Annotated in this window: 23 protein-coding genes and 4 pseudogenes; 16 read left to right on the plus strand and 11 right to left on the minus strand. The window is 72.9% G+C overall.

Translation table 11 applies throughout. The annotated features are described in order from the left end of the window. The first annotated feature begins 11 nt into the window (after positions 1 to 11). The 3 genes from QMQ26_RS21630 to QMQ26_RS21640 all read left to right on the plus strand — a co-directional run bounded on the left by QMQ26_RS21630 (position 12) and on the right by QMQ26_RS21640 (position 3,635). Positions 12 to 1,211 (plus strand): hypothetical protein, encoded by a 1,200-nt coding sequence (locus tag QMQ26_RS21630; protein WP_282202399.1) that lies wholly within the window; start codon positions 12 to 14, stop codon positions 1,209 to 1,211. 139 nt (positions 1,212 to 1,350) lie between these two features. Then, entirely contained in the window at positions 1,351 to 1,935 is a 585-nt protein-coding gene (locus tag QMQ26_RS21635; RefSeq protein ID WP_318552003.1) for a DUF1203 domain-containing protein, read from the plus strand. Between the two features lie 545 nt (positions 1,936 to 2,480). Further along, positions 2,481 to 3,635 (plus strand): cystathionine gamma-synthase, encoded by a 1,155-nt coding sequence (locus tag QMQ26_RS21640; RefSeq protein WP_100836579.1) that lies wholly within the window; start codon positions 2,481 to 2,483, stop codon positions 3,633 to 3,635. 21 nt (positions 3,636 to 3,656) lie between these two features. Here the strand turns inward: QMQ26_RS21640 and QMQ26_RS21645 are convergent, their stop codons facing one another. Continuing rightward, positions 3,657 to 4,220 carry a MarR family winged helix-turn-helix transcriptional regulator gene (locus QMQ26_RS21645; protein ID WP_282202400.1) on the minus strand — a complete coding sequence of 188 codons (564 nt, stop codon included), beginning with the start codon at positions 4,218 to 4,220 and terminating at the stop codon, positions 3,657 to 3,659. 90 nt (positions 4,221 to 4,310) lie between these two features. Here QMQ26_RS21645 and ilvA point away from each other — a divergent pair, with 90 nt between their 5' ends. From ilvA to QMQ26_RS21660, 3 genes are all read left to right on the plus strand, one after another. Beyond that, positions 4,311 to 5,522: a threonine ammonia-lyase gene (gene ilvA, locus QMQ26_RS21650; protein WP_282202401.1), complete on the plus strand. Its 1,212-nt coding sequence runs from the start codon at positions 4,311 to 4,313 to the stop codon at positions 5,520 to 5,522. A 240-nt stretch (positions 5,523 to 5,762) separates the two neighbouring features. Further along, on the plus strand, positions 5,763 to 6,782 hold the full coding sequence (locus QMQ26_RS21655; RefSeq protein ID WP_100836576.1) for an ATP-binding cassette domain-containing protein: 1,020 nt from the start codon (positions 5,763 to 5,765) through the stop codon (positions 6,780 to 6,782). 1 nt (position 6,783) lies between these two features. Beyond that, the gene (locus tag QMQ26_RS21660; RefSeq protein WP_282202402.1) at positions 6,784 to 7,644 is read left to right on the plus strand and encodes an ABC transporter permease; all 861 of its coding nucleotides are present in this window, start codon (positions 6,784 to 6,786) and stop codon (positions 7,642 to 7,644) included. Positions 7,645 to 7,784: 140 nt separating this feature from the next. Here QMQ26_RS21660 and greA read toward each other — a convergent pair whose 3' ends face one another. Then, the gene (gene greA / locus QMQ26_RS21665; RefSeq protein ID WP_100836574.1) at positions 7,785 to 8,282 is read right to left on the minus strand and encodes a transcription elongation factor GreA; all 498 of its coding nucleotides are present in this window, start codon (positions 8,280 to 8,282) and stop codon (positions 7,785 to 7,787) included. A gap of 378 nt (positions 8,283 to 8,660) precedes the next feature. Further along, entirely contained in the window at positions 8,661 to 9,098 is a 438-nt protein-coding gene (locus tag QMQ26_RS21670; RefSeq protein WP_282202403.1) for a DUF4307 domain-containing protein, read from the minus strand. Between the two features lie 156 nt (positions 9,099 to 9,254). Between QMQ26_RS21670 and mca the strand changes: the two genes are divergently transcribed. Both mca and QMQ26_RS21680 read left to right on the plus strand, forming a co-directional pair. Next, the gene (gene mca / locus QMQ26_RS21675; protein ID WP_100836572.1) at positions 9,255 to 10,124 is read left to right on the plus strand and encodes a mycothiol conjugate amidase Mca; all 870 of its coding nucleotides are present in this window, start codon (positions 9,255 to 9,257) and stop codon (positions 10,122 to 10,124) included. A gap of 69 nt (positions 10,125 to 10,193) precedes the next feature. After that, on the plus strand, positions 10,194 to 10,385 hold the full coding sequence (locus QMQ26_RS21680) for a hypothetical protein (protein ID WP_100836571.1): 192 nt from the start codon (positions 10,194 to 10,196) through the stop codon (positions 10,383 to 10,385). Positions 10,386 to 10,461: 76 nt separating this feature from the next. Here the strand turns inward: QMQ26_RS21680 and QMQ26_RS21685 are convergent, their stop codons facing one another. The 4 genes and pseudogenes from QMQ26_RS21685 to QMQ26_RS21700 form a co-directional block, all read right to left on the minus strand. Continuing rightward, positions 10,462 to 10,995 (minus strand): hypothetical protein, encoded by a 534-nt coding sequence (locus tag QMQ26_RS21685; RefSeq protein WP_282202404.1) that lies wholly within the window; start codon positions 10,993 to 10,995, stop codon positions 10,462 to 10,464. A 26-nt stretch (positions 10,996 to 11,021) separates the two neighbouring features. Then, positions 11,022 to 13,001: a hypothetical protein gene (locus tag QMQ26_RS21690; RefSeq protein ID WP_282202405.1), complete on the minus strand. Its 1,980-nt coding sequence runs from the start codon at positions 12,999 to 13,001 to the stop codon at positions 11,022 to 11,024. Further along, entirely contained in the window at positions 12,998 to 14,161 is a 1,164-nt protein-coding gene (locus tag QMQ26_RS21695; RefSeq protein WP_282202406.1) for a 5'-methylthioadenosine/S-adenosylhomocysteine nucleosidase family protein, read from the minus strand. Before QMQ26_RS21695 ends, QMQ26_RS21690 begins: the two co-directional genes overlap by 4 nt. Then, positions 14,162 to 14,904 (minus strand): annotated as a pseudogene (locus tag QMQ26_RS21700) (NUDIX hydrolase). It lies immediately after the preceding gene. Between the two features lie 420 nt (positions 14,905 to 15,324). Here QMQ26_RS21700 and QMQ26_RS38730 point away from each other — a divergent pair. The 3 genes and pseudogenes from QMQ26_RS38730 to QMQ26_RS21710 all read left to right on the plus strand — a co-directional run. Then, a pseudogene (locus tag QMQ26_RS38730) lies at positions 15,325 to 15,651 on the plus strand (IS256 family transposase); the annotation flags it as partial. Then, positions 15,643 to 15,852 (plus strand): annotated as a pseudogene (locus QMQ26_RS38735) (IS256 family transposase); the annotation flags it as partial. The pseudogenes QMQ26_RS38730 and QMQ26_RS38735, both read left to right, overlap by 9 nt. Continuing rightward, entirely contained in the window at positions 15,849 to 16,316 is a 468-nt protein-coding gene (locus QMQ26_RS21710) for a hypothetical protein (protein WP_282202408.1), read from the plus strand. The pseudogene QMQ26_RS38735 and the gene QMQ26_RS21710, both read left to right, overlap by 4 nt. A 169-nt stretch (positions 16,317 to 16,485) precedes the next feature. Here the strand turns inward: QMQ26_RS21710 and QMQ26_RS21715 are convergent, their stop codons facing one another. After that, entirely contained in the window at positions 16,486 to 16,785 is a 300-nt protein-coding gene (locus tag QMQ26_RS21715; protein WP_282202409.1) for a hypothetical protein, read from the minus strand. Between the two features lie 235 nt (positions 16,786 to 17,020). After that, positions 17,021 to 17,351: pseudogene (locus QMQ26_RS21720) on the minus strand (DNA-binding protein); the annotation flags it as partial. 167 nt (positions 17,352 to 17,518) lie between these two features. Here QMQ26_RS21720 and QMQ26_RS21725 point away from each other — a divergent pair. Continuing rightward, positions 17,519 to 19,552 (plus strand): thioredoxin domain-containing protein, encoded by a 2,034-nt coding sequence (locus QMQ26_RS21725; protein WP_282202410.1) that lies wholly within the window; start codon positions 17,519 to 17,521, stop codon positions 19,550 to 19,552. 16 nt (positions 19,553 to 19,568) lie between these two features. Here the strand turns inward: QMQ26_RS21725 and QMQ26_RS21730 are convergent, their stop codons facing one another. Further along, the gene (locus QMQ26_RS21730) at positions 19,569 to 19,877 is read right to left on the minus strand and encodes a putative quinol monooxygenase (protein WP_111557041.1); all 309 of its coding nucleotides are present in this window, start codon (positions 19,875 to 19,877) and stop codon (positions 19,569 to 19,571) included. A 116-nt stretch (positions 19,878 to 19,993) separates the two neighbouring features. Between QMQ26_RS21730 and QMQ26_RS21735 the strand changes: the two genes are divergently transcribed. Beyond that, positions 19,994 to 20,359, plus strand: coding sequence for an ArsR/SmtB family transcription factor (locus QMQ26_RS21735; protein WP_282202411.1), 366 nt, complete (start codon positions 19,994 to 19,996; stop codon positions 20,357 to 20,359). Between the two features lie 46 nt (positions 20,360 to 20,405). Further along, entirely contained in the window at positions 20,406 to 21,257 is an 852-nt protein-coding gene (locus QMQ26_RS21740) for a GNAT family N-acetyltransferase (RefSeq protein ID WP_282202412.1), read from the plus strand. A 30-nt stretch (positions 21,258 to 21,287) separates the two neighbouring features. Here QMQ26_RS21740 and QMQ26_RS21745 read toward each other — a convergent pair whose 3' ends face one another. Then, on the minus strand, positions 21,288 to 22,220 hold the full coding sequence (locus QMQ26_RS21745; RefSeq protein ID WP_100836564.1) for a hypothetical protein: 933 nt from the start codon (positions 22,218 to 22,220) through the stop codon (positions 21,288 to 21,290). 242 nt (positions 22,221 to 22,462) lie between these two features. Here QMQ26_RS21745 and QMQ26_RS21750 point away from each other — a divergent pair, with 242 nt between their 5' ends. Both QMQ26_RS21750 and QMQ26_RS21755 read left to right on the plus strand, forming a co-directional pair. Continuing rightward, the gene (locus QMQ26_RS21750; RefSeq protein WP_282202413.1) at positions 22,463 to 23,107 is read left to right on the plus strand and encodes a papain-like cysteine protease family protein; all 645 of its coding nucleotides are present in this window, start codon (positions 22,463 to 22,465) and stop codon (positions 23,105 to 23,107) included. An 11-nt stretch (positions 23,108 to 23,118) separates the two neighbouring features. Next, entirely contained in the window at positions 23,119 to 24,018 is a 900-nt protein-coding gene (locus QMQ26_RS21755; protein WP_282202414.1) for a hypothetical protein, read from the plus strand. Positions 24,019 to 24,101: the final 83 nt, after the last annotated feature.

Raw genomic sequence — 24,101 nt, forward strand, 5'->3', positions numbered from 1 at the left:
CCGTCGAGCAGTTGACCGCCGGTCAGAAGCTCGACAAGGCGTTCGACAAGCTCGGTGACGCCAAGACCGTCACGGTCGACCTCTCGCTCGACGCCAGCTCCTCGCAGCTGATCGCGTTCGGCGAGGCGATCGACGACCCGATCGAGAAGCAGGCCGCCGACCTGCTCTCCGACCTCAAGCTGTCCGTGTCGGTCGGCTACGACAAGCCGCTCAAGGACGCCGGGGGCTTCAAGTCCGGCTGCGCCGCCGGCGGGAGCGGTGGGAGCGCCAAGAACGAGGGCGTCACGCTCGGCTACGCGCTGAACAGCAAGAAGGACGGCAAGACCTACGCCGACTTCCGGCTGGTCGGCGACAAGGCGTACCTCAAGGTCGACGTGCGCGGCATCGCCCAGCTCGCGGGCGAGGACAGCTCGGAGTTCGAGTCCGGCCTCGACCAGCTGCCGCCCGAGGCCGCCCCGCTCAAGGACCTGGTCGGCGGCAAGTGGGTCTCGGTGGACGTCGCCAAGCTCCAGGAGCTGTCCCAGCAGACGGCCGGCGGCGCGGCCGGCAAGGGCGCCACCCCGAAGCCCTCGCCCAGCCTCGACCCGTCCGTGCTCAACGACTTCTGCGACTCGCTGAGCGACGCCCTCTCCGACAACGTCACGCTGGAGGACAAGGGCAAGAGCGCCGACGCCGACGACGTGATCCGGGTCTCCGCGCCCGCCCGCCCGCTGGTCGAGGCGCTGTACAAGTCGTTCGCCGGCGTCGCCAAGAGCATCCCCGGCTCCCCGGGGCTCCCGACCGAGGACGACTTCTCCGACGTCCCGGACCGCAAGCTCTCCGCCGACGTGCAGATCAAGGACGGCCGCCCGCAGGCGGTCACCTTCGACTTCGCCCAGCTCGTCGAGAAGTCCGACTGGTCGGCGCACCTGCCGCTGCGGATCGGCATCTCCACCGGCGGCACCACCCAGGGCGCCCCGACCGGCGCCACCGAGATCGACCTCGGCCAGCTCCAGGAGATGTTCGCCTCGATGGCCGGCGGCGGCTTCGAGGACGGCACCGACCCCGACATCGACCTCGGCGGCATCGACCTGGGCCAGGCCGCCCCGCTGACCGACGCGCAGTACGCCGAACTGGGCAAGCTCGGCATCGACCGGAGCGTCGCCGAGTCGATGAACCACAGCGGCCTCAGCTTCGAGGAGATCAAGGAACTGGCCCCCGAGCTGACCTGATCCGCCGTCAGCACACCGGTACGGCACGGCCCGCCGCGGGAAGCCCCCGCGGCGGGCCGTCGCGCGTTCCGGGCCCCGGCCGCAGCGCGACGTCCGGAAGCCGCCGGACCGCGGCGGGCGTCGGGCGCAGGCTGGACGCATGGAAACCGCCACCGCCACCGCAATTCCGTCCGCCGCCACCGCAATTCCGTCCGCCGCCACCGTGGTTCCGGCCACCGCAGCTCCCGCCACCGCAGCTCCCACCACCGCCCCGGCGCTCGACGTCCGCGCCGTCCCCGGGCCCGTGCTGGACGCGCTGCGCCGCACCGACGACGCCGGGCGCGCCCGGACGGCCGCCGTCACCGAGCAGGGCGGCGAACCGCTGCGCTGCTGCCTGACCAGGGCCCGGCCCGGCGAGCGGATCACCCTGCTGTCGTACGCGCCGCTGCTGCGCTGGGCCGCCGAGACCGGCTGCGACCCCGGGCCGTACCTGGAGACCGGCCCGGTGTTCGTGCACGCCGAGCCGTGCCCGGGCCACCCCGGCGGCTGGCCGGCGGGCTTCCACGGCGGGCCGCGGGTGCTGCGGGCCTACGCGGCGGACGGCCGCATCCTCGGCGGCCGACTCGGCGGGCCGGCCGAACTGCCCTCGCTCGCGGCCGAACTGCTGGCCGACCCGGCGACCGCCGTACTGCACGTGCGGGCCGTCGAGTTCGGCTGCTTCCTGCACGAGGTGCGCCGCGGGTAGCCGTCGGACGCCCGGCTCCGCGCAGTACGGCGCCCCCTGTCGGTCGAGCACCGCGCGCGCCTGCGCGGGCCTGCGCGCGCCTGCGCGGGCCCACGGCGTGGGGCCGGGCGGCCCGGGGCGACTCCGGATCGCGGCCACCGGCCATCGGCCATCGGCCACCGGCACGGGCCGTGGACGGCGGGCGGCGGGCCATGGGCGGCGGGCCGCGGGTCGGGGGCACCACCCGCAGCACCGGGGAGCCGGCGGCGGCGCTCAGCAGCCACGGCTTCACCGGGCCCGGCTGGGACCGGTCCGACCCGGCGGCCAGGGCCCGGCCGGAGCGGCGTGAACCGGTGGACATTCCGCGTCCCCGCGTCCCTCCGTGTCCCCCCGTGTCCCCCCGTGTCCCCCGGGTGTCGATCGGGCGTGCGGTCGGTCGATCGTGGCGGTACGACCCTTGGTGCTGCGAGACTTCACCGGTCGCGGACCGCCGGTCCGGCGTCCGGGTCCGGCGTCCCGTCGCGGCACGCCCCGGGGAACCCTCCCGTCGCACTAGGCTCGGGCGCATGACCGAGCACCAGCTTTCCCACGGCTTCGAGACACTCGCCATCCACGCGGGCCAGGAAGCGGACCCCCGGACCGGGGCAGTCGTGACGCCGATCTACCAGGTGTCCACCTACAAGCAGGACGGCGTCGGCGGACTGCGCGAGGGCTACGAGTACAGTCGCTCCGCCAACCCGACCCGCACCGCGCTGGAGGAGTGCCTGGCCGCGATCGAGGGCGGCGCGCGCGGCCTCGCCTTCGCCTCCGGGCTGGCCGCCGAGGACACCCTGCTGCGCACCCTGCTCAAGCCCGGCGACCACATCGTCATCCCCAATGACGCCTACGGCGGCACCTTCCGGCTGTTCGCCAAGGTGCTGACCCGCTGGGGCGTCGAGTTCTCCGTCGCCGACACCCACCACCCCGAGAAGGTCCGCGAGGCGATCCGTCCGACCACCCGCGCGGTGTGGGTGGAGACCCCGTCCAACCCGCTGCTCGGCATCACCGACCTCGCCGCGGTCGCCGAGATCGCGCACGCCGCCGGCGCCAAGCTGGTGGTCGACAACACCTTCGCCAGCCCCTACCTCCAGCAGCCGATCTCGTTCGGCGCGGACGTCGTGGTGCACTCCACCACCAAGTACATGGGCGGGCACTCCGACGTGGTCGGCGGTGCCCTGGTGGTCGCCGACGCGGGCCTGGCCGAGGAGGTCGCCTACCACCAGAACGCGATGGGCGCGGTGGCCGGGCCGTTCGACGCCTGGCTGGTGCTGCGCGGCATCAAGACGCTCGGCGTCCGGATGGACCGGCACTCGGAGAACGCCGAGAAGGTCGCCGAACTGCTGGCCGGGCACCCGAAGGTGAGCCAGGTGCTCTATCCGGGCCTGCCCGGCCACCCCGGGCACGACGTCGCCGCCAAGCAGATGAAGGCGTTCGGCGGCATGGTCTCGTTCCGCGTCGCGGGCGGCGAGCAGGCCGCCGTCGAGGTCTGCAACCGGGCCGAACTGTTCACCCTGGGCGAGTCGCTGGGCGGCGTCGAGTCGCTGATCGAGCACCCCGGCCGGATGACCCACGCCTCCGCGGCCGGCTCCCCGCTGGAGGTGCCCGCCGACCTGGTGCGCGTCTCGGTGGGCATCGAGTCCGCCGCCGACCTGCTCGCCGACCTGGAGCAGGCCCTCGGCTGACGGCCGGTCCGGCTCCCCGGTTCAACGGCGGTCCAGCAGGCCGTCGTTGAACCGGGCCAGCAGCGCGCAGAACACCGCCCGCTCGCGGGTCGTCCAGCCCGCCGTCAGCTCGGCGATCAACTCCCGCCGCCGCTCCCGGACCTGGGCCAGCCGACCGGCCCCCAGCGGCGTCAGCGCCAGCTGCACCGCGCGCCGGTCCGCCGGGTACGGCAGCCGCGCCACCAGGCGCTCCCGCAGCAGCGGCGCGGCCTGCCGGGTCACCGTCGAGGAGTCCACACCGAGCGCCGCCGCCAGTGTCTTCACCTTGGCCGGACCGGTGGCGGCGAGCTGCTCCAGCAGCAGGAACGAGGCCCGGTCCAGCTCCCCGGCGGCGCAGATCCGCCGGGCGAACACCGCGACCTGGTAGGGGAGTTGGCGGTCCGCGTCGGGGCGGTCCGCGTCGGGGCGGTCCGGGCGTCCGGCGCGGTCGGGACGTCCGGCGCGTCCGGCGCGGTCGGTACGTCCGGCGCGGTCGGGGCCGTCATTGCCTTCGGCGCGGCCGGGGCCGTCGGGATCGGAGGGTCCGTCGGACGGGGGCAGGGTCATCGCGGCTCACGGGGGGTGCGGGCGACTCGTCCCAGCAGCGTACGCGCGCCGGGCGACCGGCGGAACAGCGCGCGCCCTACGCTGGCCCCCATGCACAGGTGGCCGATCACGGTGGACGACGTCCGGGGCGCGCAGAAGATGCTGGCGGGGGTGGCCCGGGTCACCCCGATGCAGACCAGCCGCCACCTCTCCGGGACGGCCGGCACCCCCGTCCACCTCAAGTGCGAGAACCTCCAGCGCACCGGCTCGTTCAAGCTGCGCGGCGCGTACGTGCGGATCGCCGGGCTGTCCCCGGTCGAGCGGGCCGCCGGGGTGGTCGCGGCCAGCGCGGGCAACCACGCGCAGGGCGTCGCGCTGGCCGCCTCGCTGCTCGGGGTGCGCTCCACCGTCTTCATGCCGGTCGCCGCGCCGCTGCCGAAGGTCGCCGCCACCCGCGAGTACGGCGCCGAGGTCCGGCTGCACGGCGCCAACGTCGACCAGGCGCTGCGGGCCGCCCGGGAGTACGCCGAGGACACCGGCGCGGTCTTCATCCACCCCTTCGACCACTGGGACGTGATCACCGGCCAGGCCACCGTCGGCCTGGAGGTCCTGGAGCAGTGCTCCGAGGTGCGCACCGTGCTGGTCGGCACCGGCGGCGGCGGGCTGCTGGCGGGCGTGGCGATCGCGATCAAGGCGCTGCGCCCGGACGTCCGGGTGATCGGCGTGCAGGCCGCCGCCGCGGCCGCGTACCCGCTGTCGCTGGCGGCCGGGCGCCCGGTCGCGCTGGAACGGTTCGCCACCATGGCGGACGGCATCATGGTCGGCCGCCCCGGGGACATCCCGTTCGAGGTGGTGGAGGCCCTCGCGGACGGGGTGCTGACGGTCTCCGAGGACGCGCTCTCCCGGGCCCTGCTGGTCGGCCTGGAGCGGCTCAAGCTGGTGGTCGAACCCGCCGGGGCGGCGCCGATCGCCGCGCTGATGGCCGAACCCGGGCGGTTCGAGGGCCCGGTGGTGGCGGTGCTCTCCGGCGGCAACATCGACCCGCAGCTGATGCAGCGGGTGCTCCGGCACGGCCTGGCCGCGGCGGGCCGCTACCTGTCGCTGCGGGTCCGGCTGACCGACAAGCCGGGCGCGCTGGCCGACCTGCTGGGCGTGCTGACCCGGATGGACGCCAACGTGCTGGACGTCGCGCACGTCCGGATCGACCCGCAGCTGGGCCTGACCGAGGTCGAGGTGGACCTGCACCTGGAGACCAAGGGGCCCGAGCACTGCGCGGCGGTGATCGGCGAGCTGCGGGAGGACGGGTACGTGGTCAGCCGCTGAGGCCCGTCGGGGCCCGCTGAGGCCCACCGGGGCCCGCTGGGGCCCAGTGGCACCGGGTGGGCCCGGGTTGTCAGTGGTGACTGGGAGGCTGTGACCCGCCTCACCTGCGGCGCTTGACGCGATATATCGCGAGTGACAGCATCTTGCGATGTATCGCGAGCTTCGCCGCCGGCGGGCCCGGGTACCGAACCCGATGATTTCCCCACAGAACCGACTCGCATCAGGAGATGAGGCAGGCCCATGGCGGCAGCCATCGAAGCCGAGAACCTGGTCAAGACCTTCGGTGACGTCCGCGCCCTGGACGGCGTGAGCCTGGACGTGCCCGAGGGCACCGTGCTCGGGCTGCTCGGACCGAACGGCGCGGGCAAGACCACCACCGTGCGCGTCCTGACCACCCTGCTCCAACCCGACTCCGGCCGGGCCACCGTCGCCGGGGTCGACGTGCTCAAGCACCCCAACAAGGTGCGCAGCCTGATCGGCCTGTCCGGCCAGTACGCCGCCGTCGACGAGTACCTCACCGGCCGGGAGAACCTCCAGATGGTCGGCGAGCTCTACCAGATGAGCGCCCGCGACGCGAAGCGGCGGGCCCTCGAACTGCTGGAGTGGTTCAACCTCTCCGCAGCCGCGGACCGCACCGCCAAGACCTACTCCGGCGGCATGCGCCGCCGCCTCGACCTGGCCGCCGCTCTGGTGGTCCGGCCCCCGGTGATGTTCCTGGACGAGCCCACCACCGGCCTCGACCCGCGCAACCGGCTCGCCCTGTGGGAGGTCATCGAGACCCTGGTCGAGCAGGGCACCACCCTGCTGCTCACCACCCAGTACCTGGAGGAGGCCGACCGCCTCGCCCACGACATCGCGGTGGTCGACCACGGCAGGGTGATCGCCCGCGGCACCGCCGACGAGCTCAAGGCCCAGATCGGCGGCGAACGCATCGAGGTGGTCGTCCGCGCCGCCGACCTCGTCCCCGAGGCGGTCGCCGCGCTCACCCCGTACGCCAAGGGCGAGCCGACGGTGGAGCGCAACACCCGCCGGATCACCGTCCCGGTCAGCGGCGGCGCCCGGGTACTGGCCGACGCCATCCGCGAACTGGACGCCCACTCCATCGAGATCGACGACATCGGCCTGCGCCGCCCGACCCTGGACGACGTCTTCCTCTCCCTCACCGGCCACGCCACCGAGGACGGGACGGGCGAGGACGAGGGCGGCACGCCCGCCGCGTCCGCCGGGAAGGGCCGCCGCGGCCAGCGAGAGGACGCCTGAGATGACACTCGCCAGCACCGACGGCGCCATCGGCGGCGCCCCCGTCGCCCCGCGCCGCGGCGTCGCCGCCACCGCCCACGACTCCTGGGTGGTCGCCAAGCGGAACCTTCGCCGGATGACCAGGATTCCCGAGATCGTCGTCTTCGGGCTGATGCAGCCCGTCATGTTCGTGCTGCTGTTCTCGTACGTCATGGGCGGCGCGATCGCGATCCCCGGCGCCCCGCCCGGCCACGACGTGTACATCGAGTACCTGATGGCCGGCATCTTCGCCCAGACCGTCACCTTCGCGGTGGCCGGCGCCTCGGCCGGCATCGCGGAGGACATGACCAAGGGCCTGGTCGACCGCTTCCGCTCGCTGCCGATGGCCCGGGCCGCCGTGCTCACCGGCCGCACCCTGGCCGACCTGGTGCAGACCGCGTTCATCCTGGTCGTGCTGGCGCTGGTCGCGCTGCTGGTCGGCTGGCGCATCCACCACGGCGTGCTGGACATGCTCGCCGCGTTCGGCCTGCTGCTGCTGCTCGGCTACGCCTTCTCCTGGATCGGCGCGCTGATCGGCCTGTCGGTGCGCAGCCCCGAGGCGGCCACCTCGGCCGGCCTGATCTGGCTGTTCCCGCTGACCTTCGTCTCCAACGCGTTCGTGCCGGTCAGCTCGATGCCGAGCTGGCTCCAGCCGGTCGCCTACTGGAACCCGTTCTCCGCCACCGTGCAGGCCTGCCGCAGCCTGTTCGGCAACCAGCTCGGCGAGGTGCCGGACTCCTGGCCGATGCAGCACGCCGCGCTGGTCTCGGTGGTCTGGTCGCTGCTGATCACGGCGGTGTTCTCCTGGCTGGCGGTGCGCAAGTACCGCCGCGCGGCAGGCTGAGGAACGCCGCACCGGGCGGCTGAGGACCGCGGTGCCGGACGCACCGGCCCCGGACGCACCAGCCCTGACGCACCGGCCCCGGACGCGGAACGGCCGCTCCCCCCACCCGGGGGAGCGGCCGTTCGGCGCGGGGCGTGCGGTCAGCCGGAGAAGGGCTTGGCGTCGATGATCTTCACGCTGGCCTTCTTGCCGTTCGGCAGCTCGTACTGGGCGTTCTCGCCCACCGACTTGCCGATGATGCCCCGGCCCAGCGGCGACTGCGGCGAGTAGACGTCGATGTCGCCGTCGGTGACCTCGCGGGAGGCCAGCAGGAACTCCATGGTGTCGTCGAGGTCGCCGTCGAAGGCGACCTTCACCAGCATGCCCGGGGCCACCACGCCCGAGTCGGCCGGCGCCTCGCCGACCTTGGCCCGCTCCAGCAGCTGGGTCAGCTGGCGGATTCGCGCCTCGGTCTTGCCCTGCTCGTCCTTGGCCGCGTGGTAGCCCGCGTTCTCCTTGAGGTCGCCCTCCTCGCGCGCGGCCTCGATCTTCTGGGCGATCTCGATGCGCCAGGGCCCGGTCAGGTGGTCAAGCTCGGCCTTGAGCTTGTTGTAGTGGTCCTGAGTGAGCCAGGTCACGTCATCGTTGGTCTGGGTCACAGGAGTGCTCCTCGTCGGTGCTGGCGCCGCCCCGGGGGTGGACCGGCGGCGGTGTGCTCGATTTTCTGGGCAGATGCAAAGCAACGCCCGCTTCCGTGCCGATCGGCGCGGAAGGGGCGAAACCACGAGCCTAACAAGTTCCCGGCCTGGACGGGAGGTCTCCGAGCGGCCCGCCCCCGGGGCCGGTGGTCGGCGGGCCGGTGGGCGGGTGCGGGCCGGGTGCTGGGCGCGGGTGCGGGCCCGGTACGGGCCGGGTGCTGGGCGGGTGCTGGCCCGGTACGGGCCGGGGGCGCTCCGGCGGCGGGTGGTCGGAGAACGCGGTGGCATCCGCGCGCGGCGGTGCCTCCGAAAGGGTGAGCGAGCGGGCGGGGCGGGGCGTTACTTCTTGTCGGGGGTGCAGCCGAGCAGCTCCGCGGTGGTGCCGCGGGCCGTGGTGCGCAGCGTGACCACCTCGTCGTAGCTGGTGCCCGCGGCCGGGACCGGGAAGTCCGACTGGCCGACCACCGCGCCGTCCGCGCCCTGCGAGCGGACCGTGCAGACGCCCGCGGTGCCGTCGCTCTTGCGCACCGAGAGCTGCAGCTGCAGCTCGGTGTCCGACACCGGCTGGAAGGTGGGCACCGTACCGTTCAGCCGGGTCTCCCGCAGCAGGTACGAGCCGCCCAGCCAGGCGATCAGTCCGAGGAACAGCACCCCGCACACCACCGCGGCGATCCGCAGCCTGCGGTCGGCGGCCCGGTCGTCGGCCCGGCTGTAGCGGCCGGCCGGCGGTGCGGCCGGGGTCGCCGCCGGCGTCGTGGGCGTAGGGCTGTGGTCCATGGCGGGGCTCGGTCCTTTCGCGGAGGCGGTTCGTCCTTCGGTGGGAATGGACGGGCCCTCCAGTCCGTCACTATAGGAGGGGCACGTCCGCGCCGGAGGCGGCGGGGGAGCCGACCCGACGAAGCGGACATACCTGTACCTGAAGGGGACCAGGCGTTGAGCGAGCAGTTGCGTTTGATGGCGGTGCACGCGCACCCGGACGACGAGTCCAGCAAGGGCGCCGCCACCATGGCGATGTACGTGTCGCAGGGGGTGGAGGTCCTGGTCGCCACGTGCACCGGAGGGGAGCGGGGCTCGATCCTCAACCCCAAGCTCCAGGGCGACCCGTGGGTCGAGGAGAACATCCACGAGGTCCGCCGCAAGGAGATGGACGCCGCCCGGGAGATCCTCGGCGTCCAGCAGGCGTGGCTCGGCTACGTCGACTCCGGCCTCCCCGAGGGCGACCCGCTGCCCCCGCTGCCGGAGGGCTGCTTCGCGCTGGAGGACGTCGAGGTGGCGGCCGGGGCCCTGGTCAAGCTGATCCGCGAGTTCCGCCCGCACGTGATCACCACGTACGACGAGAACGGCGGTTACCCGCACCCCGACCACATCATGACCCACAAGATCACCATGGTGGCCTTCGACGCCGCCGGCGACCCCGCGGCCTACCCCGAGGCCGGCGAGCCCTGGCAGCCGTCCAAGCTGTACTACAACCACGGCTTCCCGATGGGCCGAATCCGCGCCCTGCACGCCTACCTCAGCACCAACGGCCACGAGTCCCCCTACGGCGAGTGGATCGAGGGCTGGGAGAAGTCCGGCCGGGCCGAGCGGGAGATCACCACCCAGGTCGCGTGCGGCGACTTCTTCGAGATCCGCGACAAGGCCCTGATCGCCCACGCCACCCAGATCGACCCCGACGGGCCCTGGTTCCGCGTCCCGCTCGACATCCAGCGCGAGGTCTGGCCCACCGAGGACTACGAACTCGCCAAGTCCCTGGTCGACACCGACCTCCCCGAGACCGACCTCTTCGCGGGCCTGCGCAAGTAACCGCACCCCGCCACGCCCGTACCACCCCCCGGTGACCCGGCCGCCTTAAGGCCGGGTCACCATGGAGGAATGAGCACCCCCGTGAACCCCGTCCAGCTCGCCACCGCCCTGGCCCTCGACGAAACCAAGGTCACCCCCGGCCTCCTCGGCTTCGTCGTCTTCGCGGTCCTCGGCATCGCCACCTGGTTCCTCCTGAAGTCGATGAACGCCCAGTTCAAGAAGATCGACTTCACCGAGCAGCCCGACCCCAAGGACGACTGACCTCCGGTGGCCCCACCCCCTGGACCGAGACCCGCCCGGGGCGAACGGCGTCGCGGCCCGCGTGCCGGTGCCGGTGCTACCGCTCCGTACGGCGCAGGAACTGCCAGCCCAGTACGGCCAGGGCGAGCGTCTGCACGAGGGAGGCGAGGACGAGCAGGGGCTGAACGGTGGGGGAGCACCAGAACGCGGTCGTGCAGACCATGGGCAGGGCCAGGTACGTGAACAGGTCCACTGCGGTCTGGAGCCGCTTGCGCACGGTGCGGCCCGCGAGGTTGCGGTGGTAGGCCTCCCAGTCGAACACCGTGCCGCGGGCGGAGGTGAGTTCCCCGAGCCTCGGTCCCAGCCGGTCGTGGACGTAGTGGCCGATCGCGGAGATCTTCTCGTCGTTGACCAGGTAGGTCCAGCCCAGGATCAGGCAGATCGCGGGGACGGAGAGCAGCAGCGGGAACTGCCCGCTCTGGACGGTGACCGCCACGACCGCGGTGGCCGCGGCGAGGGTGAAGTAGAGCAGGTTGTCGCGGAACCCTATCCGGGTCTTCTGCTCCTCCTTGAGGTGGTCGTACTCGGTCAGCAGGATCCTGCTCTCGGAGACGTCGTCCGTGGAGGTCACAGGCGCTCCTATGCTCGAGTTCGGGGTCAGCCGACGACCTGAAGGGACGTCAGGTTCTCGGAGCCGTGCCGTTCGATCCAGCTCCTCCCGTCGGCCGCTATCCCCTCCAGAAGGCGGAAGGTGTGGGTGGAGCCGGTCGCGCTGAGGGTGATCTCGGAGATCTCCTGGGAGTTCTCGTCCGGCGCCAGTTGGTGGGCGTCGGCGTCCTTGATGCGGATCTTCCTGGCCGGTCCGTTGGTGAGGACGAGCTCCAGGTCGTAGCCGATGTCGACGTTCTCCGTCACCTGCACGGAGGAGAGTGCGTCGAACCGGTAATTGCTCCGCTGCTCGTTCCGGCGTGTCGCGTCCGAGAAGTTGAACTCGGAGCTGACCTCGCGGATGCCGTCCCGGGTGAACAGGAACAGGCGGAAGACGTAGTGCGAGTACCGCCAGGGGCCGCCCCTGACCCGGCCGCGCTTGTAGGAGGGACCCGGGGCCACCAGGATGGTGTGGGTGATCAGGTCGCGCCAGGTGAGCCGGTGGTGCCGGAGCGCCTCGTCGACGAACGAGGTCTTGTCGCAGGTGAGCCAGGTCTCCATCTCCCGCTCGCTGGGGCGCAGGTCGTCCAGGCGTGACTTCCAGCGCTGGTAGGCGGCCTGCCGTGCGGTCAGCTGCTCCTGGTACTCCAGGGTCTCCCGGGCCAGCCGGTACTCCTCGCGCCGGACCTCCAGCCACCGGGAAGCGGCCGCGTGCCCGGACCAGGCCGCACCGAGCACGGCCAGGAACGTCCACAGCGGGCGGGGTTGGGCGGCGCCGGACAGCGCCGTGCCGCACGCGGCCAGGGTCGCGGCGGCGGCGACGGCGAGGGCCGCCACGGTCAGGGCCTTCGTCCGATCCGGGGTCCGCTCCTGGTGCCGGTCGAACAGGGTGCCGTTGTTGTGGCGGTTCCGGGTGTCCTCGGCGAGGTGCCGGATCAGCCAGTTGACCCGGTCCACACCGACCCGGCTCTCCCGGTAGAGGTCCGCGATCTCTGCGGCGAGGCTGCTGCGGACCTCGGCGGTGTGGGCGAGCCAGGACTCCGAGGTGAACCCGTAGGGCGCGCGGATGCTGAAGTAGTAGTCGAACGACTGGCGGACGCTGTCGGTGAACCTGCCCTCGGCCGGAGCCGGATCGCGCGGGCGCGGGATTCCGGACCCGGCCGGGCGGCCCGGCCGGATCTCCCGCCCCCACCACCGGACGCCTAGGCGGGCCGCGGCCGAGCCCGCGGCGAGCGCCACCAGCAGCTCGGCGACCGCCCGGGTCGGCTCCGCGACCAGTGCCAGGGCCCAGAGCAGCGCGCTGCTGACGACGAACAGGGCCACCCGGGCCGGGAGGGCCGCCCGGGCGGCAGCAGCGGTGCTCGGGCGGGGCGGGAGGGCCCGCGCCCCGATGGGGACGGGCGCGAAGTAGGCCCAGACCCGTTGGGCCCGATCATTGCCGAAACGCTCTGCCCCGGCCCGTTCGAGGGTCTCCGCCCACAGGTCGTCCTTCAGCCCCCCGGTGAGCATGAGGTCGAGGTGACGGAGGATCGCGTCGTGCTGGTAGGACGGCAGGTCCTGCAGTTGCTTCAGCACGGGGCCGGTCTCGCCGCCGGCCGTGCTGAGCACCGCCAGCAGGTCGAAGGTGACGCGCAGGGCCTCCTTCCACCCGTCCTCGGCGTAGGTCCGCACGAGTCCGGAGGCGTGGCGCAGTGCCTGGACCTCTTCGGTGCCGAGGTCGTGGTGGGTGCGGGCGCTGAGCATGGCGAGCACCCAGTGGAAACGCACCTCCGCACCGTCGTACCCGCGGGCGATCGCGTCGGTGATCATCTTGCGGGCGCGGCTGGGGACGCCGTCCTGCAGGAGCCGTACGCCCACGCGGTACTTCTCCTGCGGCGAGGCATCCGGGTGGGTGATGTAGACGGTGGAGTCGTGCACGATCTGGGCCTGGATCCCGATGGTGGAGCCGTGGGCGGACGAGCTGTACGCGGCACCGTTGTCGTTGCTCATGCCGGGCCGCCGGCCGCGGTGACCAGGGAGTTCAGGGCGGTCACCAGCGCGGGGCACTCCGCGACCAGTCCGCGCAGCCTCCTGAGCGTCATGACCGTCCGCTTCGACGTTTCGGGGGTGTTCCCCCCGGCCGACCGGAGGGCGGAGTCCAGGTCGGTCAGGGCCTCCCGGTAGGTGTCCTCGTCGAGGATGCCCTCGGCGCGGTGCCGACCCAACTGCTCGCGGAAAAAGTTCAGTTCCGCGATCAGGTCGGTCGGGCCGGATGCCTGCGGGAGCGTGTTCAGGTGGACGCTGCTACCCGTGACCGTGCCGGCCATGATGCCGACGGTGCTGTGGTGGGCGGTGTTGTTGATGTGGTGGTCGAGCCGGTCGGCCGAACGGATACTGTCGTCCCGGGGCACGGCGCTCTCCTCCTGTTCCCTCGCCAGTTCCACCGCCAGCCGGGTGGCGAACGCCGCCGCGTTCGCCGCGGCCCGCGGCTGCCAGTTGCGGTCGTCCGCGCTGTTCTTCGTGCCGTCCGCCCGGTCGCTGATCCCCCGGATGACGGCCACCGGCGCCCCGTTGAGATGGCCGGCCTGTGCCACGCCGGCCGCCTCCATCTCGATGGCGAGTGCGTCGTTGTAGTGCTGCCGGATCCACTTCGCCTCGGCCGAGATCCGCGAGTTCTGGACGACCTCGCCGGCGGCGATCGCCCCGAAGCGGACCTGCGGCGCGTCCTCGCGGTCGGGCGCGGGGTCCGCCCAGTCGTTCAAGCGGGCCAGGTGCGAGGCGAGCTGGCTGATGCCGTGCGGTGCTTCCCACACCCGGGGGCGGGCTTTGAGCCCGTCGTCCTCGCTGGTCCCGCCGTGGTAGGCGTACACGTGCGACGCCATCACCACGTCGCCCAGCCTGGTGGTGTCCCACAGGGCGCCGGCGACTCCGACGAACAGCACGGCCACCGGCGAGAACTCCTGGATCGCGCGTTCGGCGATCACCGCGGCGGAATGGTTCCCCTTGTTCGTCAGACCGAGCGCGACACGGCACGACGTACCCTGCACGGTTCCCACCTCGAACCGCGTCCCACGTTCGTGGCGGTGCACCTGCGGATTCGCCAGCTTCTGGCGCACGGCCTGGTACTCGAGATTGAGGGCGGTGAGAATCACCACCGGGCCTTTCGACATCTACTCCTCTTCCTCTCTCGTGTCCTCTTCCGCCGCGGACGGCGCGGGTCGGATCAGCGGCGGGAACAGCACGGTTTTCGGACCCGCCCGGTACAGCCGTGCGGGCCGCCCGCCCGTGGTCCTGCGGTCCGTGCCGACGGGGACGATGAATCCCTTCGCGGCTTGGACCTTCCGGTAGAAATTGCGGGTGTCGAGTTCGGTGCCCCAGACGGCCTCGTACACCTGTTGCAGCTCCGCGATGGTGAATTCCTCGCCGCAGAACGCCGTGGCCAGCGCCGAGAACTCGAGCTTGGTGCGCGCGTGCTCGATCCCGTCCGTGGCGATTCGGCGGTGGTCGAAGGCGAGTTCCACCTCGCCGGAGAGCACGGCTTCCGCAGGCACCCACGCGGCATCGGTGGCATCCGTTCCCGCGACCGGATCGGGCAGCCCCGGGGCGATCGCCAGGTGGGCCACGGAGACGACCCGGCCCCGCGGATCGCGGCCCGATTCCCCGTACACGGCCAGCTGTTCAAGGTGCACCCAGCCGGCGGCCAAGGCCGTTTCCTCGCTCAGTTCGCGGTGAGCGGCATCCAGGATCTCCTCGCGATCGTGGTTCAGGAATCCTCCGGGCAGGGCGGACATGCCCCGAAGGGGTCTTCGCCCCGCTCCACCAGGAGGACGTGCAGGCGGTTCTCCCGCAGCGTCAGGATCACGAGATCGACCGTCAGCAGTACAGGAGTTGGTGACCACACGTCATCTTGCATGTCCTGCAAGGTACTTCAGTTACTGTCATTTGCACAAGAAGGGGGTGGGGGCGGCTGCGCCGTGCGACTCCGCGCCTGCGGCGCGCGGAAGGGCCGCGCGGACCGACCGGCGGTGCAGGGGCGACAGCTTCCGAACCGGCCCCATGTCGCGAGGTAGTGGCGCAAGCGCCAAGAGCGACGACCTCGAAGCGGGGGCGGCGCCCGGACGGAGGAGCGCCCTGCCCGCTCGCTGGCCCGGTCGTCGTAGCCGGGCTCGTCGGAGGTGCGTCCGCCTTGCCTCGTGGCGGGCACGCACCCCGGAGCAAGGCCCAGGTCTTGTGGATCGGTTTCGGGAAGGCGTGCGGAGGGCGTACCTTCCCGAATGATCCGTAAAGTCTTCGAGTGGGCCCGCGCTGCAGTGCGGGTCGGGAGGGTGCGCCCTTGCTCAGCGCAGTCACCGGCGACGGTTCCACGCAGTCCGGCTCCCTGAGCGACGAGATCGTCCGCGAGGACGCTCGCCGGATGCTCGCCGCGGCGCCGGAGGTGGAAGTCAGCCTGTACAAGGCCGAGTTGACTGCCGGAAGCGACGGACACGGGCGATGTCCCGTGGTCCGCAACGGCCACCACCGGCCCCGGACAGTGGTCACCGCCGCCGGACCGGCCAAGGTCGAGGCCCCGCGGATCGACAGCCGCCGCGTCGACGACGCCACCGGCGGGCGCAAGCGGCCCTCCTCCAGGATTCTCGCCCTGTGGTGCCGCAAGTCGCCCTTCTCGACCGTCAAGCTCCGCACCGAGGTCACCCGCGGTGCGAGCATCCCGGCGGCCGCGCTCGCGATGGTGTTCAAGCCGGTCGAGTCCGCCCAGTCGCGCCGGCGCGCGATCACCGGAACCCACCTGGTGCCCCTGGCCCGCGTCGGCGCACGATTCGAGAACGGCGTTTTGGCCGAGCGCGGGGAGCAGGCCGCATGAACCTCGACGACATCCTGCAGAACCCGGACGAGCACGTCCGCTTCGTGGCATACCTCGACCACCTGGGGCACGTTGCCGCCCGAGACGAGGTCGACCTGGTCAGCCGCGTTCTCACCGATCCGGATCAGACGATGGCCCAGTCCGCCGTGCTGCGGCACGTGGACCGTCGAGCCGCCGACCTCTACCCCGGGCCGGCCTACGAGCGGTGGGTGCAGTCGATGATCCAGGCCGCGATCGACCACCCCTTCCTGGCTCAGCGCCTGCGGGAGTGGTCACTCTTCCGCGCCGTCACGCTCGAGTTGCCCTGGCAGCCGGACGACCTGCTCGCGTCATCCAACTGGCTCCAGCTCCGGACTGCCGCCGGGACGAACACCGAGGCCACCGAGATCCTCGCCGAAGCCGGCCGCACCAAGCGGATCCGCAACACCGCCCAGGCCGGCCTGGACCTCCGCAGCGAAAGCTGAAATCAACTCGCTCGAAATTCCTGATCACTGCTCGCTCTCAGCTTCCTCCGCGCCAAGAAGGAAGAGACCAAAGGCTGGACCAAGCGGCCCATCGTCGACCTTGGCACCCCCGGAGCGAGGTCTGCGGCCGGCAGGCCCGACCGGCCATGTCGACCGGGCTGTCGTGCAGTCAGTAGCGAAAGCGGGCCTTGTTCCCGTTGATCCGAAGGAGGAACTTTGTGAGCGGTGCCCCACCGTCCATGGGAACAAGAACCAGCCCTACAGCATGGATTGCCTCATCAGCTTCCACAGCAGCGTCTGTGTCACCGGTCCTCCAGGCGTCCCGCAAAGCCTCGAAAAGAGGGCGCAGGTTCTCCCACCCGGGACTGGGAACGAAGCGGCAGTCCGTCCAGAACATGTCGACCTCTTCGAGGACCAGCGTTCCTATCAGGCCGTCGCCACGCTTGATCTGCCAGCTCTCCTCAGTCACTTCTTCTCCTCGATGATTCGGAGAGCACAGTAGCGCGCAGGCTCCAGCCTTGAGCTCACCGACGGTTGCAGTCCGGCCGGTGCTGACAGGTGTCCGTTCTCGGCCCTCAACGAAGCCCGGTCGTCGGACGAGGCCTGGAGTTACGCCAGGACCGCCCCCAGACAGAGCCGGGCACGATCACGGACTCCCCGGAACTCGGTGCAGCTCAGGTTGCTGGGCGAACGAGTCCTGTGCCGGACGGCTGAGTCGACGCGAGCGCGGCGACGAGGGCGTCGATCGCGTACTCGTGACCGGGGAGGTCGCCTGCCTCCCGCAGGAGCGAGACCGCTGTCAGAGAATCCTCCTGACCGACCGGCTCCATCTGGAGCCGTGGGAGCGTCCACTTCAGTCGCGCCGGATCGGTCTTCCCCTGTATGGCTTCGGCAACGGTCAGAGCGGACAGGAGGGTGAGGCCCCCGGCCTGCCGTGACGCCTCGATGCGCGCTGCCATCCTGCGGTTGTTCTGCAGAATGTAGTGAGAACGCCCCGGAGTCGAGCACCAGGGAGCGGGCCGGCCGCTCCTTCACGCAGCGCCCCGTTCGACGTCGCCGGCACCCTCGTCGCCGAACAGCCCGCGACGCCCGGTCCGGGACCGAAGTTCACTGACCAGGTCGGCAGGCATGGGGACTGGTTCCCGGGTCCCCTGGCTCCGTGTCGGTTGGCAGGGGCGCCCGGATGTGCGGGACCATGGGGCATGCCGAATCGCCTCGCGGACGCGACCTCCCCGTACCTGCTGCAGCACGCCGAGAATCCGGTCGAGTGGTGGCCGTGGGGGCCCGAGGCGTTCGCGGAGGCGGAGCGGCGGGGGGTGCCGGTGCTGCTGAGTGTGGGGTACGCGGCGTGTCACTGGTGCCACGTGATGGCGCACGAGTCGTTCGAGGACGAGGCGACGGCGGCGTACCTGAACGAGCGGTTCGTGGCGGTGAAGGTCGACCGGGAGGAGCGGCCGGACGTCGACGCGGTGTACATGGAGGCGGTGCAGGCGGCGACGGGGCAGGGTGGGTGGCCGATGACGGTGTTCCTGACGCCGGGGAAGGAGCCGTTCTACTTCGGGACGTACTTCCCGCCGGAGCCGCGGCACGGGATGCCCTCGTTCCGGCAGGTGCTGGAGGGCGTGGACAAGGCGTGGACGGGGCGGCGGGACGAGGTCGGGGAGGTGGCCGGGCGGATCAGCCGGGACCTGGCGGAGCGGGCCTCGGTGTACGCGGTGGGCAGCGGGGTGGCGCGGGTGCCCGGGGAGGGGGAACTGCACCAGGCGGTGGTGGAGTTGGCGCGGTCGTTCGACGAGCGGCGGGGCGGGTTCGGCGGGGCGCCGAAGTTCCCGCCGTCGATGGTGCTGGAGTTCCTGCTGCGGCACCACGCGCGGACCGGGTCCGAGGCGGCGCTGCAGATGGTGGAGCGCAGCTGCGAGGCGATGGCGCGCGGCGGGATCTACGACCAGTTGGGCGGCGGGTTCGCCCGGTACGCGGTGGACGCGACCTGGACGGTGCCGCACTTCGAGAAAATGCTGTACGACAACGCGCTGCTGCTGCGGGTCTACCTGCACCTGTGGCGGGCCACCGGCGAGCCGCGGGCCCGCCGGGTCGTGCTGGAGACCGCCGACTTCCTGCTGCGTGAACTGCGCACCCCCGAGGGCGGGTTCGCCTCCGCGCTGGACGCCGACTCGCTGGACGCGGCGAGTGGGAAGACCGCCGAGGGCGCGTACTACGCGTGGACGCCGGAGCAGCTGGAGCAGGTGCTGGGCGAGGCGGACGCCGCCCTCGCGGTGGAGCTGTTCGACGTCACCGGGACGTTCGAGCACGGCAGTTCGGTGCTCCAGTTGCTCAGGGACCCGGAGGACGGGGAGAAGTACGAGGAGATCCGGGCGAAGCTGTTCGAGGCCCGGGCGCGGCGCCCCGCCCCCGCGCGGGACGACAAGGTGGTGGCGGCCTGGAACGGCCTGGCGATCGCCGCGCTCGCCGAGGCCGGCGCGCTGCTGGAGCGCCCGGACCTGGTCGAGGCCGCCGAGCGGGCCGCCGACCTGCTGATCGCCGTCCACCTCACCTCCGAGGGGCGGCTGCTGCGCACCTCGCGGGACGGCCGGGCCGGGGCCAACGCGGGCGTGCTGGAGGACTACGCCGACACCGCCGAGGGATTCCTCGCGCTGTACGCGGTCACCGGCGAGGCGTCCTGGCTGCAACTCGCCGGGGAACTCCTCGACCTGGTGCTGCTGCACTTCACCGACGAGGCGTCCGGCGCGCTGTACGACACCGCCGACGACGCCGAGCAGCTGATCCGCCGCCCGCAGGACCCCACCGACAACGCCACCCCGTCCGGCTGGACCGCCGCGGCCGGCGCCCTGCTCACGTACGCCGCGTACACCGGCTCGGCCCGCCACCGCACCGCCGCCGAACGGGCGTCGGGCATCGTCTCCACGCTCGGCACCCGCGCCCCCCGGTTCACCGGCTGGGGCCTCGCCGTCGCCGAGGCGCTGCTCGACGGCCCGCGCGAGGTCGCCGTGGTCGGACCCGCCGACGACCCCGGCCGGGCCGCGCTGCACCTGGCCGCGCTGCGCTCCACCGCGCCCGGCGCGGCCGTCGCGGTCGGCGAACCCGGTGACACCGAGGTGCCGCTGCTCGCGGACCGCCCGCTGCTGGACGGCCGGGCCGCCGCGTACGTGTGCCGGCACTTCGCCTGCGAGCGCCCGACCGCGGAGGTCGCCGAGCTGGAGGAGCGGCTGCGCGGCTGAGGCCGGGGCGGGGGTGTCAACTCCCGTACGGGCTGTGCATGGTGAGGAAGTGGACGGTCAGGTCCTCGGCCAGGTAGTCCATCCGGCGCTCCTGGAACGCGCGCAGGTGCGGGAGCGCCAGGTGGGCCGCCAGGTCGGCCTCGGTGCGCCAGGCCTCGTAGAAGACGAACACGCCGGGCTCGTCCCGCTTCTCGTGGAAGTGGTACTCCAGGCAGCCCTCCTCGGCGCGGGTCGGCTCGACGAAGGAGAGCAGCAACTCCCGCAGCTCGTCGACGCGTTCGGGCTTCGGGCGGGCGGTGCCGACCAGGGTGAAGGGCTGCGCCACGGGGCTCCTCCGAAAGGTGGAAGGTGGACGGTGGAAGGTAAGAGATTTTTCGTACCTTGGGGACGCTAGCGGGCGAGGGAGGTACGATGCAAGCCTTACCTGGAAGGTGGTGGACGGTGCCCGACCGCGAAGGACACCCGGAGACGGACGAGATCGAACTCGGCGCGGTGCTGTCCGCGCTGGCCGACCCGCTGCGGCGGCGCGTCGTCCGCGAACTCGCCCTCGCCCCCGCCGACACCGCCCGCACCTGCAGTTCCTTCGCCCTCCCGGTCAGCAAGGCCACCGTCACCCACCACTTCCGCGCCCTGCGCGAAGCCGGCCTGATCCGCCAGGTCGACCGGGGCAACAGCCGCGCCGCGACCCTGCGCCGCGCCGACCTCGATCAGCGCTTCCCCGGGCTGCTCGCGCTGCTCACCGCGGAGGGGGAGGCAGGCGGGCGGGACGAGAAGCGGGACGAAAAGCGGGACGGGAACGGCGGATAGCGGATAAGCGATGGCCGCGGGCGCCGGCGCCGGGAGAGGATGCGGCATGGGCTGGACACTCACCACGTCACTGGACGAATTCCGCACCGCGGCCGGGGCGTTCCTCGCGGCCGATCCCGCCGAGAACACCGTGCTGCTCACCATCCTCGACCGCGTCGACCGGGACGGCCCGCACGTCTACGGCGAAGCCGCGCCGCGCTACGGCTGGTGGCGGGAGCCGGACGGCACCGTCACCGGCGCCACCCTGCGCACCCCGCCGTACGGGCAGCGCCTCGGGCGGATGGGCACCGCCGCCGCCGAGGAGCTCGCCCGGCTGCTCGCGGCCGGCGACGAGCGGCCGGACGACGCGGGCGGCGGGCGCGAGACGGTGTTCGCCTTCGCCCGCGAGCTGGAGCGGCTCACCGGCCGCGGCTGGGCCGTCGGCACCAACGAACGGCTCTATCGGCTGGGCGAGTTGACGCCCCCGCCCGCCCCGCCCGCCGGTCGGGCCCGGCTCGCCGCCCCGGCGGAGCGGGAGCTGGTCGCCCGGTGGCTCGCCGCGTTCGCCGCCGAGGCCGGGGTGAACGTCCCCGGCGACGTGCAGGCCGACGCCGACCAGCGGATCGCGGTCGGCGCCCTGCTGGTCTGGGAGGACGCCGACGCCCGCGTCACCTCCCTCGCCGGAGCCAGCCCGGCCGTCGCCGGGATGTCCCGGGTCGGCCCGGTCTACACCCCGCCGGAGCGGCGCGGCCACGGCTACGCGAGCGCCCTGACGGCGGCGGCCTCCGCCCACGCGCGGGCCGGCGGCGCCGCGGAGGTGCTGCTCTACACCGACCTCGCCAACCCCACCAGCAACGCGATCTACCAGCGCATCGGCTACGTCCCGGTCGGGGACGCGGTGCACGTCGTCTTCCGCTGAGCGCGCGGCGCGAGGACGGGTGGCCCGCCGCTACTCCCAGTCCCAGCGCAGGCCGAGCAGGCAGGGCGGCAGGTCGGCGGCCACCAGGTGCGCGCAGTGGTGGCCGTCGAGGGTCAACTCCTCGGTCTCCAGCGGGGACCGGCCGGGGGTGGGCCGGGTGAAGCGATCGCAGCGGACGGGCAGGGCGGCCGGGTCGAAGGTGACCTGGAGGACGTACTGGCCGGCGCCCGCGTTGAAACCGCGGACGTACTCGCGGCTGGGCCCGGTGGACGGGGCCTCGTCGAAGCCGTAGCCGAGCAGGTGGGTGTCGCCGGTGCGCAGGCGGCGGTCGAGGAGGAGTTCGGCGACCAGCATGTGCGCGGCGGGGTCGCGGCGGATTCGGCCGGGGCGGCAGTTCTCCTCGGCCCGGACCCGGACGCGTTCGATGTCGCAGCCCGGGTCGCCCTGGTAGATCGCCAGGTAGCGGTCGATGCCGTCGCGGTGCGCGCGCAGCACGTGCTGGGAGTCGCGGCGCAGCAGCCGGCGGTCCGGGCCGACCCTGATCCGCTCGATGTGGGTGATGGTGTGCAGGCCGGTGTCGGGCGGCCCGGACAGCACGGCGAGCAGGCCGTCGACGGCCTCGGCGGGGCTGATCAGGTCCCGGTAGGGGCGGACCGCCGGGCCGGTCGGGTCGGGGGTGCTGCGACGCGGGCCGAGCAGCCGGGTCAGCGAGTGCTCGGGGAGCTCCAGCACCTCCTCCAGCGCCGCGACGGCCCGCAGCGACTCGGCCCGCTCGGGGCGCCGCAGCCCCTGCTGCCAGTAGCTGAGACTGGTCACCCCGACCCGCACGCCGCGCTGCGCGAGCCGCTCGCGCAGCCGGTGCAGGGCCAGGCCGCGGGCGGCGATCGCGGCCCGCAGCGCGAGGTGGAACGGTCCGGTGCGCAGGGCGAGGGCCAGGTCGGACGGTGCGGACGGCTGCTGCATGGCCACCTCCTCGATTGACCGTGAATATTCACACCTCCGGCCCGCCTTGTCATCGGCCCGGCAGATACCCGCGCTGCCCAGGGCCGCCGCGTTCACACCGCCACCGGGCCCGTTCACACCCCGACCGCCGTACGGGAGACGGCCGTTGACCCGCGCACCGGCCCGGCCGGATGCTCGTCCAGCGCCGTCCGGACGCCGCCCCCCACATCCACTCCTCGCCCCTGCCAGGAGGCCGAACCCCCATGCCACACCTCCCGATCCGGCTGCGCCGGACGGCCGCCGCACTCGCCCTGGGCGTCCTCGCCCCGGTGCTGGGCGCGGCCGCCACCGCCGCCCCCGCCCAGGCGGCCGCCGCCCCCACCACGGCAGCCGCCCCCGCCGCGCCCCAGGCCCCGGCGATGGCCGGCACCTCGCGCATCCTCAACCTCACCATGCAGTCCCAGCAGCAGAGCAACTGGTGCTGGGCGGCCGGCGGCAACACCATCGCCACGTACTACGGCTACACCTACAGCCAGAACCAATTCTGCAACCTCGCCTTCGGACGCTCCGTCAACTCCACCTGCCCCAACAACCAGGCCAGCCTGGCCGAGGTGCAGAACGCGCTGTACCGGATCGGCATCAGCACTGGCTCGTACGTCAACGGCTACCTGCGCTACGCCACCGTGCAGGGCGAGATCGACGCCGGCCGGCCCGTCGAGACCCGAATCCAGTGGAGCTCCGGCGGCGGCCACATGAACGTCCTCTACGGCTACGACCTCAGCAACAACTGGCTGTACTGGGGCGACCCCTGGCCGTCCAACTACCGCTACAACTGGGGCGACTACACCTACTACGTGAGCAACGGCTCCTTCTCCTGGACCCACTCCCTGTACCGGATCGGCGCGTGAGGAGCCCCGTCATGAACAGCCACCGCGTCCGTACCGCCCGCGCCGCCGCCGCGCTCACCGCGGCCCTCGCCCTCGGCCTCGCCGCCGCCCCGGCACACGCCGCCGACACCCCCGCCGGAGCCCCCGCCGCGCTCGGCACCGGCGACCTCGCCGCCGCCCGCGGCGCGACCGGGGCGCCCGCCGTGCTCGACCAGCTCGGGCACTTCTTCGCCCGCAAGGGCGTGCCGCCCACCCAGCGGCTCGGGACCAGCGCCGCCGACGAGGCCCGGGCCGCGACCGCTGCAGCCCCCCGGCTCACCGGCGACACCGTGCCCGTCTACACCCTCTCCGCCGGGTTCGTCTCCGGCCGCGCCGGGGCCCCGGTCGCCGAGGTCGAGTTCACCGCGACGACGGCCGTCGCCGCGGACGGACAGCGCGCCTCGGTCTGGGCCGCCCGGCAGGACGGCGGCTGGCGGGTCGTCAACATCGCCTCCGGCAGCGACGAGGGCGACTACGCGGCCAAGGCCGCGGCGGACGGCGGCACCGCCTTCCGCGAACCCCAGCTCGACGCCTGGTACGAGCTCAAGGACGGCCGCGTCCTGCCGCTCGACGACGAGGCGAGCCGCTCGGTCGGCGCGCGCGGCAGCACCGTCGCCGCCTACCAGCGCCTCGTCCAGCAGCGCTACGGCGACAAGCTGCCCGGCTCCGGGTACGACGCCGCCGGCAAGGCGGGCGGCTTCGCCACCGAGGCCACCGAGGCCGGCGGGAACGCCGGGAGCGTCGGGAACGCCGGGAGCGGCACCAGGACGGCGAGCGCCGCGCCGGACCGGACGGCACCGCTGCTCACCGCCGGCGCCGCGCTCGGGCTGACCGCCCTGGTCGGCGCCGGGCTGGGCCTGCGGCGGCGCAGGACGGCCCACATCACGTACTGAACGCACTGAGCGCACTGAGCTGAGCGCACTGAACGAGCCCGCCCGCCGTTCCCGCCGTCCCCGCACCGAGGGGTCGGCGGGGC

It is taken from the genome of Kitasatospora fiedleri, from assembly GCF_948472415.1.
In the GTDB taxonomy this organism is placed as follows: Bacteria; Actinomycetota; Actinomycetes; order Streptomycetales; family Streptomycetaceae; genus Kitasatospora; species Kitasatospora fiedleri.